Source organism: Litorimonas haliclonae (genome assembly GCF_965138505.1).
Classification (GTDB): Bacteria; Pseudomonadota; Alphaproteobacteria; order Caulobacterales; family Maricaulaceae; genus Litorimonas; species Litorimonas haliclonae.
Map to the genome: position 1 here is coordinate 432,436 of NZ_CBCSCO010000002.1, position 11,503 is coordinate 443,938.

The following is an 11,503-nucleotide window of genomic DNA, read 5'->3' on the forward strand; positions in this document are numbered from 1 at the left end:
GTGAACGGCGCGAAATTGTTACCCATTTAGAGTGAGTGTCGTCCGGACCGGTCGGTGGTCGGATAACATGGAATCCACCACATCCGCCTTCGCCGGGCCGAGCCTCTCATCCGCCAGAATATGGTCATAATCTTTCCGGGGTTTCCAGCTTGGATAGCTTTTATCGTGTGGTTCGGTCAGAATATTCAGTTTCCGACTCTGAGAGAGGGATTTCATGGGTGTGGAGTTAGAGCCACAGTTCATATCTCCGGCGATAACTACGGTTCCATCAGTCGGAACACTTTCAGAGATAAAATGGGTTTGCAGATTTTGATCAGCTAACCCTAGGCTTAGATGAGTATTTGCAAAATAAATCGGATTGGGTAAATCTATCCGGGTTATCAAAACTCCACGGCCCGATCGGCTGCCCGGTAGCTTAAGATCTGCTGCTTCCAAAATCGGATATCTAGAAAAGATTGCGTTCCCATGACGGGAAACTCGCCCGACGACCCTATTCTCCTGTGACACCGCATGCGGGAATTTGGCATAGGATTGAAGCAATTCAACTTGGTTTTGAAAATTTGATCTGCGCCCCCCTAGATCGACTTCTTGCAGCGCCACTAAGTCGTAATCTTGCAAAACCTTTGCAATTTTCTTGAGCGTCCGCCTTTTGGCAGGGGTGTGTAAAACCTGCCTATAGGCCTGGGACGCATATTGATGAGTCGCCTGAGTGCCGATGCCGGCTTGAATATTCCATGTAAGGACTTTTAGTTGCATAGGGGTTTTACGGCTGAAGGAACAAATTGTTCTCGAAAGGGTAACTCAATCGGGATAATTAAATATTACGAATTAACAAGGGGGCTATATGTTCGGCGCACCGATAACACTGCTCCTGCACATTATTATTGTAGTTGTATTTTCTTTTAGGGTGATAAGCCGTCGTCTCGCCGTCCACACGACTTTGGCATGGATTATGGTGATAGCTGCTCTTCCTGTCATCGGCCTTCTTATCTACTTTCTTTTCGGCGATCATCGACTTGGACGTAAGCGTCTAAAACTTGGCCCAAAAATTAGACAACACTTTCAAGATGCCTATGAAATTGACGAAGCTGTAACGACAAGTGAGGAACTAGAAGTCTCAGAATACTTTAGACACATGTCTAAAGTTATTTCGAAAGAGACCGGGTTTCATCCGTCCATCGGAAATAAAATCAAATTGTACTCTGATGCTCACGCTCTTTTTGATGTGCTCATAAAAGACATCGATGAGGCTAAAGAACACCTCTTCTTAGAATTCTATATCATCGATCCGCAAGGCAGGGTGAATGAAGTCTTGGAGGCTATTATCAGAGCCGCGAAACGCGGAGTCGACTGCCGTGTGCTGGTAGATGATTTCGGCAGTAAGACCTTTTTGAAAAGCCACTGGCCACGAAGTATGATGCAGGTCGGCGTTAGGGTGGAGGCGTCACTTTCCGTGGGTATCTTAAAGTCAGTTTCCAAGCGGACAGATTTAAGAAACCATCGAAAAATTATCGTTATAGATCAGTCTATTGGCTATACGGGAAGTCTCAATTTGGCAGATCCGGAATATTTCAAACGAGACGCCAATGTCGGGGCTTGGGTCGATATTATGATTCGCCTCGAAGGCCATATTGTCTCGTCTCTGGCTGTCGTTTTTAATACAGACTTTATATTCGATCATGTTGGGACGGACTTTGATAAATCAGACATCATGAAATTGCCGCAGCATACGCCGAATGAGAATTTTGCGCGGGATGCTGTGTTGCAACTTATCCCCTCCGGTCCAGAATCTTATTCAAGTTTGATTTATGAGGTAATCGTTTCGGCTATTTTTGGAGCGCAGAAACAAATTACGATCACCACGCCCTATTTTGTTCCAGACGAGGCGATTGTTTTGGCACTTTGCAACGCGGCCAAGCGCGGCTTGGAGGTGAGAGTTATACTCCCTCACAAAGTCGACTCCCTTATGGCGCGCTTCGCCGGGCAGTCCGTCTTTTCCGAAATGCTCCGGGCCGGCGTACAGATTTATCGCTATCAGGGCGGAATGCTCCATACCAAATCAATCTTGATTGATGACGATATTTGTTTTGTCGGTACAGTGAATGTCGATATGCGAAGTTTCTACCTGAACCTTGAAATTACGATGGCCGTCTATGACCGCTTTTTTCACAAGGCCTTGTCCCGGGTTGTTGAGGACTACATTGAAAACTCCCATCTCATTGAGCGCGAGCTCTGGAAACAACGAAGTTTCTCTATTCGCTTGAAGGAAAATTTACTCCGTCTTGCAGGCCCCCTTTTATAACCACACCAAAAAGTTGCAATAAATATATTGACAACCAGAAAGCTTATGACCTAATCATCACACCATAAAGTTGTGAGGTGAGTAGTGTCGGCTGTGACAGTCCATATAAAGGAGGCGGCGAAAGGGGGTCTTCCTTCTGTAGCTTTTCCTGTACGCCAAGCGGACGTTCACAAACAATTTGGCAATAACGTTTTTATATCGTCCATTACGCCAAAAACGGATGAGATCGGACAGGTCATATATATGGCCAAAGTCAGAATAATTCCGGATCATCCGTATTTCTTCGAACATGTCAGAGATCACCTTCCAGGCCTGTATATTATCGAAGCTGGAAGGCAGGTAGGACTGGCTATACCGCATCTTTTCTATGATGTGGGCTATGATTACGGCTTTGTGCTGGAAGCTTGCGACATGCGTTTTTCCGGCTTTATCAACCTGTCGGATGATCTCTTTATTGAGTGCCGCATTTTCAATCCGGCCTATCGGCGAGGGAAGCTGCAATCCTTGTCCTTTGACGGAATATTCCTACAAAACGGTCAAGCCTGCGTTCACTATCAAAGCCATATAAAGCTCATTCACCGAAAACTCCTGGCCCGCTATGAAAGACATTCAGGGTGAGCGAAAAACTACACCACAAAGTTGCAGTTATTGGCGGCGGTGTGTCCGGCATGGCCGCGGCTTATTATCTTGCGCGGCAAGGACATCAGGTTGATCTCTACGAATCATCGGACCGGCTTGGCGGTCGTATGGCTCTCTCTCACCTGCAGGGCCGGGAAATCTGTCTTGGCGGCAAAAATATTGGGTTTCACTATAAAGAATTCAGGCAGTTCCTCGCCCATTATGGAAAGCCGAGATACGAATATTTTGGCTTGAACTCTGCCCGTCTTTCGAATGGAAAAGTCCTACCCTTTAATTCCAAAGAGAAGAGAGAGCAGTTTCTTACCCTGCTTCGCTCAGCAACAATTCCCGATTTGTGGAAATTAAGGCGCGCGTGGAGAGCTGTGCAGGCGGACAGAACCAATGGGGATTTGTCAGGTCCTTATTTCAAAGCGCTAGAGAGGGAGGGGGCAGAAACTCTGACAGATTACTTCTCCGGCAAATTCTCAAATTCCATAGCCAGAGCCTTGACGGTTCGCATGAACGGCGCCGAACCGGATGAGATGGCGATAGAAAATTTCGGGACTCATCTTCAAATGTTGAAAGATGAATATGAGCAAATTGCCTCGCCACTGGAAAATGTGTTTTCGGATTTCCAGGCGGATCCGGATATTCGAACCAAATTACGGACATCAGTAAAAGCGCTGCGAAAGACAAATGGCTTCTATGCTTTAGCAGGTGATGGCTTCATGGAGCTATATTCAAAGGTGATTATCGCGTTGCCAGCCTACGGCGCCGCTATCCTCACAAAGTCTGATTTTCCAGGAATATCACGCGCTTTGAGGCAACCGAGATATTTCCCTGTCACGGTCATTGTCGCGAAGTATGAGAGACCTGTCTTCGAAACAGAGCTACGGGCGCTGACTTTCCCGCCGAATTCCGCTCTCAGCAATATCGGGGCTTACGGCATAAATGATCTCAACTGGGTGCGTTACACCTTTAGCGGCGCAGCAGCCCAAGCCCTGAACTCGCACGAAATGCTCGATGATCAACTCTTATCCATCGCCGAGAAGCAATCGGCACCATACTTCAATTTGAAACGAAATTCTTGTCTAGTCTTCAAACGAAAATCATGGGCGCAAGGGCTCTGTGGCTACACCCTGAATGAATCCAAATTCAGATCAGATCTGCGGGACGCCCAATCTGAATATCCAGGCCTTCATTTTACCGGGGATTATATCAAAGGCGCCTCGATTGAAAATTGCTTCCGCGCGGCAAAAGAGACTGTCGAGAGCTGTCTCTCCTCTGCGCCAAGATCCCCGAAATCACTAGAATTTCATCTCGACTTAAAAAGAGGCTCCTTATGTCCAAAATAGATTTCACACCTTATTATTACGGACCAAACCCGCCTCAGCCGACGCCCTTTGACCGTCTTTATGCGATCACCCATTTCATCATGCCGAATTTCGGAACGATGGATTGGGATTGGCAGACACGCGACCAAGTCAATGAAAATTTGCTCAAATTAAAAGAGGAGGGCGGTCATTTAAATGACGACATCATGATGTATATTCATGTGCCTTACTGCAAATCCTTCTGCCATTACTGCAATTTCAACAAGAACCATTATCCGCGTCAGTCAAAGGACAGGCTCGACCTCTATGTTGACTATCTGATCAAGGAAATCGACTGGTATATGGCGCAGCCCTATGTCCAGGCCCGAAACTTCACGGCGATTTACATTGGCGGCGGGACGCCCTCGACGCTCTCTCATAAGGGGATGGAACGACTTTTCACCCATTTGAAAAAGGTCGTCCCGAATTACGACGTGATCGAAAAAACCTTCACGGGCGAGCCGCGATCTTTCAAAGATATTGAAAAGCTGAAACTCGTCAAAGATTTCGGCTTTGACCGCGTAACCTTTGGGATCGAGACTTTTGATCCCGTGCTTCGCAAGCAAATCGGCCGGGTAGATAGCCGTGAAGATATTGATGAGCTTTTTACCAATCTGGAGAAGATTAATTACAAGGGCGACCGGTGCGTTGACCTGATGTATGATCTTCCGGGGCAGACTTTTGACGGATTTGTCGAGGACCTCGACACGCTGGTCAACCAGTACAAACCCGAAGAAGCCGATTTGTTCGGAACAGTCTATCTCCCTTATCGGCCCATGCACAAGCTCATCATAAAAGAGCGGTTGGAACAGCCGGGGACAATGTGGCAGCTCTTGGCGATGCGTGAATTCGGCTATGATTTCATGACCAAACACGGTTATCACAATACCATCGCGGAGACTTTCTCCAAAAGAAACCACCCCTCGCAATATCAAACCGCGCATTGCGGGCGGCAGGATATCATCGGGGTGGGCTGCGCGGCACGCGGCAATGTAAAGGACATGGTCTCTATCAACCCCGACAAGATAGAGGACTATATCGCCAATATTGATGCATACGGCGTTTCCTCGACAACGATGCAGCCCATTGGACTGGACGGCGTACTCGATCGCCTCATGGTCATGTTCCCGAGATTTAAGGAAATAGATAAATCCCTCCTCGAGCCATTTAAAGATTGCCGTCGTTACGCCCCAGCAATGAATGTTCTGAACGCGCATATAAAAGCAGGGTGCGTCGAAGAAGAGGCGGACCGCTATACGGTCAACAAGATGGGCGTCGTCTGGCACGGAAACCTTCAGACAGATTATATGGCGCACACTCTAAATACGCAGGGGAAAATGCTTCTGAAATGTATCAGTGATAAAAAGAAACACTTCGCCCGCGATACAAGGTTCGGGACAAATTTCGTTACCAAATTTATTCTCGGCAATCCGGAACTGTTTCCTCTCTTGATGAAATAGGCGGGATCAGAAAGAAGGGAGAGTATGAAAATGCAAACCCTTTCTATCCTGACTAACGATGGAGCGAGAAGCGAGGCAGCGTTATACGAGCCTGACCAGAACGCCTCAGACATTCTGTTTCTTTGTCTTCCGGCGATGGGAGTGAAAGCCGCCTATTACCGGCCTCTTGCAGACGCGCTGACGGGGGAGGGTCATTCAGTCATGCTCTGTGAGTTGAGGGGGCAGGGAACAAGTCAAAGCAGGGCCCCAGCCGCGAAATTTGGATATCGCGAAATGGTCAAACAGGATATTCCCGCCTATATCAAAGCGGCGAAAGAAAACTGTCCTGAGAAGGACATTGTTTTATTGGGGCATAGTCTCGGCGGTCATCTAAGTCTGCTTTATACCGCCGCTCATCCGGAAAAGGTCAAAGGCATCGCATTAATTGCCAGCGGTTCCGTTTATTTTCGCGCCTATCCTTTCCCGCAAAATCTGAAAATCTGGTTTGCCACCCAGAGCGCTATGTTGATTTCCGGCTTATTCGGGTATTTCCCGGGCCACAAAATCGGGTTTGGGGGGCGACAGCCCAAAACCGTCATGAGCGCCTGGGCGCGGCAGGGACGTACGGGTAGGTTTGCGCTCAAAGGATCCAATTTTGATTATGAGTCCGCTATGACGAAAATTACCTGTCCTGTATTCGCTTTGTCGATTGCAGGGGATGATTTTGCGCCTCACAGCGCAACGGATCATTTGGTTGGAAAATTGAAATCTGCCCGTTTGACGCGGATAGAATACCAACCTTCAGACGCGATCAAACCAAAAATAAATCATTTCCGCTGGGTCAAACATAGCGAAGAAATCATTGGCTCTCTTAGTGATTGGGTTGAACGCTTATAGTTTCCAAACGCGTTTGTGAAAATTCCAAGCCGTCTCAATGATGTTTTGGATATCTGAATATTGCGGTTCAAACCCTAAGACCTCTTTCGCATGGCTTGCATCTGCGGGTGTTTTACCCGAATTTTCATTTGCGAATAGTTGGCGCGCATTCTACGTCTTGAGTGTAGTCATAAGGGATTATGTATGCCTTCAGCCACCGCGTTAAACGCCAGAATACCTGTCTATGATTTGCTTGTCATTGGCGGAGGTATTAACGGCACGGCCGTCGCACGTGACGCAGCCGGGCGGGGGCTTTCAGTTGTGCTCTGCGAAAAAGATGATCTGGCAAGCCATACGTCCTCGGCAAGTACAAAGCTCATTCATGGCGGGCTTCGATATCTTGAACATTATGATTTTAAATTAGTTCGTGAATCTCTCAAAGAGCGAGAAATTCTCCTGCGCGCGGCGCCGCATATTATCTGGCCCTTGCGGTTTATATTGCCTTATGATGAAGGCTTACGCCCAAAATGGCTCTTGCGCATGGGATTATTTCTTTATGACAACCTTGGCGGACGAGAGCTTCTCCCTGGAACGAAAACCCGCAAACGACGAAAGGGCTCGCGTTTTGACGTCCTTAAAGACAGGTTGGAAACAGGCTTTGAATATTCGGATTGCTGGGTCGAGGATTCGCGTCTGGTAGCCCTCAACGCCGTGGACGCGGCCCAGCAAGGCGCCGATATTTTTACCCGGACCGAAGTGCGCTCTATTAAAGGCGAAGGCGGACTATATCGGGCCGAACTCCAAAACCGAGACACGTCTAAAACAATTAAAGTCAGAGGCATCGTGAACGCCGCCGGCCCTTGGGTGGATAGTCTCCTCTCAACCATTGAGCAAAGCGATGTAAAAGACGAAACAACCCTTCGCCTGGTCAAGGGCAGCCATATTGTCGTGCCCAAACTTTATGACGGCGACCACGCTTTTATTTTTCAAAATTCCGATGAGAGAGTCATTTTTGCGATTCCCTATGAGCAGAACTTTACCCTGATCGGCACAACGGATGTGCCGCATGAAAGGCCGGAGAATCTGCCGCAAGCCTCGGCCGAGGAAATTCAATATCTCTGTGACTGCGTGAATGAGTATTTTGAAACTCAAACGACTCCCGCTGATGTCGTCTGGACTTATTCAGGTGTTCGCCCGCTTTATGATGACAAGGCCGCCGATGCGTCGGATGTAACGCGTGATTATGTTCTGGATTTGAAAAAATATGAAACGGACGCACCTTTTGTTTCTGTTTATGGCGGGAAGATTACGACGTCTCGAAAACTCGCCGACCATGTCATGGAAAAAATCAAACATTATTATCCGGACATGGGCAAGCCCTGGACCAAAAACGCGTATTTTCCAGGCGGGAATATCCCGGAAGCGGATTTTGAGGAATTTTATAAGTCGCAGTTGGAGCATTACCCAGATTTAGACCCTAAACTGGTGCGACTAATTTGTCGTCGATACGGTACGCGCATTACAAGGGTTTTGAGAAACGGTGTGGGGCAGTATTTTGGCGGAAATTTGACCGAAGCGGATGCGCGTTATCTTGTGGAATTCGAGTGGGCAGAAGAACCGGAAGATATTCTCTGGCGGCGGACAAAATGCGGACTTCATATGAGCGAGGCCGAGCAATCGGCATTTAAGGAATGGTTCAAATTCGCAAATTTAGTTTAAAGTTTAAGACTGCAAAGTCAGACCGCTTTTAATTGTGTTTATCGTTTCCTCGATAGAATGGTCTGCATCAACCTCTAGGCAATCCTCTGGCGGCTCCAGCGTAGAGAGTTGGCTGTCGAGCATGGCTCTTTTCATGAAGTGGTTTTCACGCTCTTCTATACGGCGGATGAGTTCCTCGCGCGGAACTTTCAAATAAACCCATGATACGGCGCGGTCGCATCCGTCTTGCAATCGGTTTCGGACAAATGCGTTCAAGGCGGAGCAGGATAAGATGATGGGGTCACTTTTATTTTCAACCACCGCAAGAGCCATCGCGTCAATCCACGCCTCTCGATCTTTATTCGTCAACGGCGTTCCGCCCGCCATTTTTTCGACATTTGCTTCAGGATGAAACTCGTCGCCCTCTAAATATTTCCAACCCTCAGCTTCCGATAGCCTGGACGCTATCGTGGATTTACCGGACGCGGCGACTCCCATAATGACAATTAAGCGCTTCACCTGATAATCTGAGCAAGTTCGTTGCAAAACTTATCAATCTCGTCCTGAGTATTGTAATAGTGAATAGACGCTCTAACCGCGTCTGGCCGCTCTGTGACCTGATGCGGCGAGATGTAACTGACCGCAATTCGCTTCTCCCAAAGCGCGTCTATGATGTCTTTGGCAGATTTTCTTTCAGATCTAAATGTTACGATCCCGCTCAACGCTTCGCCTTTATCCAGAACGCTGACAGGAAGATCTGTTAAGGTCTCCCGTAGCGATTTTGCAAGGCTTTGGACTCGGTCTTCAATACGAGGAAGTCCCAAATCAATTGCATATTTTGCTGCTTCCGACAGGCCGATCTGTCCGGCCACGTGCCGCTCATAGGTTTCGAACCGTTTGGCCCCGTCGGCCCACTCAAACTCAGTGTCAGTGGTTTGAGCGGCGGATATATTATCAATTAGCGGGGGAGATAATTTTTCAAGCGCGCTTTGCCGGACATATAAAAATCCGGTTCCCCGCGGGCCGCGCAGCCATTTGCGCCCGGTTCCGGCGAGCAGATCACACCCAATCGCCTGAACGTCAATCTCGGCCTGCCCGACAGACTGACAGGCATCGACAATATATAAGAGGTTATGGTCATTCGCAATTTTGCCAAGGGCTGCGGCGGGCTGAATGCTCCCGTCAAATGTCGGCATATGGGTCAGCGCAATAGCTTTCGTTCGGTTTGTTATCAGGGGCGCAACACGCTCCAGGTCAATGACGCCGCTTTCAATGGACGGAATTCGATCCAGAACAATGCCTCTGGTTTTGACCAGATGTAGAAAGGCGAGATAATTGGAGGTATAAGTGCTGTCATGGATGAGAAGCCTATCCCCTTCTCGCCAATCCATCGCGCGGAATCCCATTTCCCAGGCGCGGGTATGGTTGGCGGCAAACGCAATTTCGGAAGGCTTTGCGTTTAGGAGTTTTGCCAGCGCGGGATAAAAGCCCGAAATTTTCTCTGCCGCCAGGCTTTCCGCCGCGTAGCCGCCATAGTCCCGCTCCAGCTCCAGATGGGTCTGCATCCCATCAAATACCGGGTTGGGCATAAGCGCAGCCCCGGCATTGTTAAAATGAATTTGGGCGGCGCAGGCGGGCGTGTCGGCACGAATATCCGCAATCTCTTTATCTGAAAAACTCATAACTGAGCTTAGGACAGAAATCGGCTTTGCCAAAGTCCGAAAAGACGATACCGTCCAGCCATGTTATCCGTTTTAGACATTTTTCGCGTGGGGATTGGCCCGTCAAGTTCTCACACCGTTGGGCCTATGCGCATTACCGAACGCTTTGTGGCGAGGCTCAGACAAAAAGAGCTGTTTGGCAAAACGGCGCGCGTGCAGGTGGACTTGCGCGGCTCACTTGCTTTCACCGGAGAAGGCCATGGCTCGCCCCGCGCGGCGCTGTTGGGTTTGGCAGGTCTGAAACCTGAAACTTTTGATCCCAAAAAAGCGGACGAGATCTGCGCTAGGGCCGAAGACGATAACCGTCTACTGTTAGGCGGAGAGCAGGATATCGACTTTGCCTATAAAGAAGACATCCGTCTGGATTACGACACCGCCGCCGACCTCCACCCCAATGAAATGTATGTTCAGGCTTTTGACAAGGATGGTGAAGTCATTGCCAGCCGGACCTATTATTCAACGGGCGGCGGGTTTATTGCGTCGAGATCCCAGCTCAAAAAGCCGACCAAAAATGACCGCGTCGAAACGGGCGAAGAGAAGGGGCCTTATCAGTTCACCTCTGCCGCAGAGCTGCTCAGTATTTGCAACCGCGAAAATCTGTCCATTCAACATGTTATTCTGGCGAATGAAGACACAAAACGCCCGCGCAAGAAAACCGAAACAAAACTCGACGCCATTGGCGAGACCATGATGGCCTGTATCGATCAGGGTCTGGCGACGCATGGCATCCTTCCCGGCGGGCTGAAAGTCACCCGGCGCGCGCCCAAGCTTTGGGACAAGCTGCAAAACGCGCCGCAGTCCAATGAACGCGAACAGCTTTTTGACTGGCTCAATGTCTATGCCATGGCGGTCAACGAAGAAAATGCGGCGGGTGGCAAAGTCGTCACTGCGCCGACCAATGGCGCGGCCGGGATTATCCCGGCGGTTATCCGTCATTACTGCGTGGAAAAGGGCGAAGACGCGATCCGCACTTTCCTTCTGGCGGCGGGCGGTATTGGACTGCTTTATAAACAGCGGGCGTCAATTTCCGGCGCCGAAATGGGATGCCAGGGCGAAGTCGGCGTGGCCTGTTCCATGGCGGCGGGCGGATTGGCCGCCGTGTGGGGCGCAAGCCCTGAGCAAGTGTGCAGCGCCGCGGAGATCGGCATGGAGCATAATCTCGGTCTGACTTGCGACCCGGTGGGCGGTCTTGTCCAGATTCCGTGTATTGAACGCAACGCCATCGGCGCGGTGAAAGCCGTCAACGCGGCCAGGCTCGCCCTCCACAGCAGTGAAGCGTCAAAAGTCAGTCTCGATCAGGTCATCGAAACCATGCGCCAAACCGGCCTCGACATGAGCACAAAATATAAAGAAACGAGCCAAGGCGGATTGGCGGTAAATGTGGTGGAGTGTTGAGAGCCGCGAGGTGATAATAACGCGGGCAATTGCCCGTGGAATATCATGGCTGTCTTTTACATTTTAGATTTGCCGATTAAT

At 49.4% G+C, this 11,503-nt stretch carries 10 protein-coding genes; 7 read left to right on the forward strand and 3 right to left on the reverse strand.

Annotated features, from left to right (window positions below; translation table 11 throughout):
- Positions 1-18 precede the first annotated feature (18 nt).
- Entirely contained in the window at positions 19-756 is a 738-nt protein-coding gene (locus ACNA05_RS06260) for an endonuclease/exonuclease/phosphatase family protein (RefSeq protein ID WP_415810560.1), read from the reverse strand.
- Between the two features lie 88 nt (positions 757-844).
- Between ACNA05_RS06260 and cls the strand changes: the two genes are divergently transcribed.
- The 6 genes from cls (at position 845) to ACNA05_RS06290 (ending at position 8,327) form a co-directional block, all read left to right on the forward strand.
- On the forward strand, positions 845-2,302 hold the full coding sequence (gene cls, locus ACNA05_RS06265) for a cardiolipin synthase (protein WP_415810561.1): 1,458 nt from the start codon (positions 845-847) through the stop codon (positions 2,300-2,302).
- A gap of 93 nt (positions 2,303-2,395) precedes the next feature.
- Positions 2,396-2,920, forward strand: coding sequence for an AfsA-related hotdog domain-containing protein (locus tag ACNA05_RS06270; protein ID WP_415810562.1), 525 nt, complete (start codon positions 2,396-2,398; stop codon positions 2,918-2,920).
- Positions 2,917-4,275 (forward strand): FAD-dependent oxidoreductase, encoded by a 1,359-nt coding sequence (locus tag ACNA05_RS06275; RefSeq protein ID WP_415810563.1) that lies wholly within the window; start codon positions 2,917-2,919, stop codon positions 4,273-4,275. Before ACNA05_RS06270 ends, ACNA05_RS06275 begins: the two co-directional genes overlap by 4 nt.
- The gene (locus tag ACNA05_RS06280; RefSeq protein WP_415810564.1) at positions 4,263-5,753 is read left to right on the forward strand and encodes a coproporphyrinogen-III oxidase family protein; all 1,491 of its coding nucleotides are present in this window, start codon (positions 4,263-4,265) and stop codon (positions 5,751-5,753) included. The genes ACNA05_RS06275 and ACNA05_RS06280 overlap by 13 nt, the downstream gene beginning before the upstream one ends.
- Before the next feature lie 24 nt (positions 5,754-5,777).
- A complete protein-coding gene (locus tag ACNA05_RS06285) occupies positions 5,778-6,629 on the forward strand; it encodes an alpha/beta hydrolase family protein (protein WP_415810565.1) in 852 nt (283 codons plus the stop codon).
- 183 nt (positions 6,630-6,812) lie between these two features.
- Complete coding sequence (locus ACNA05_RS06290) at positions 6,813-8,327, forward strand: glycerol-3-phosphate dehydrogenase (RefSeq protein ID WP_415810566.1); 1,515 nt, start codon at positions 6,813-6,815, stop codon at positions 8,325-8,327.
- Positions 8,328-8,330: 3 nt separating this feature from the next.
- Here the strand turns inward: ACNA05_RS06290 and ACNA05_RS06295 are convergent, their stop codons facing one another.
- Together ACNA05_RS06295 and ACNA05_RS06300 are read right to left on the reverse strand one after the other, a co-directional pair.
- Positions 8,331-8,825: a gluconokinase gene (locus ACNA05_RS06295; protein WP_415810567.1), complete on the reverse strand. Its 495-nt coding sequence runs from the start codon at positions 8,823-8,825 to the stop codon at positions 8,331-8,333.
- On the reverse strand, positions 8,822-9,988 hold the full coding sequence (locus tag ACNA05_RS06300) for an aminotransferase class V-fold PLP-dependent enzyme (RefSeq protein ID WP_415810569.1): 1,167 nt from the start codon (positions 9,986-9,988) through the stop codon (positions 8,822-8,824). The genes ACNA05_RS06295 and ACNA05_RS06300 overlap by 4 nt, the downstream gene beginning before the upstream one ends.
- Before the next feature lie 60 nt (positions 9,989-10,048).
- Between ACNA05_RS06300 and ACNA05_RS06305 the strand changes: the two genes are divergently transcribed.
- Positions 10,049-11,422, forward strand: a complete 1,374-nt coding sequence (locus tag ACNA05_RS06305; protein ID WP_415810570.1) for an L-serine ammonia-lyase — start codon at positions 10,049-10,051, stop codon at positions 11,420-11,422.
- Positions 11,423-11,503 lie beyond the last annotated feature (81 nt).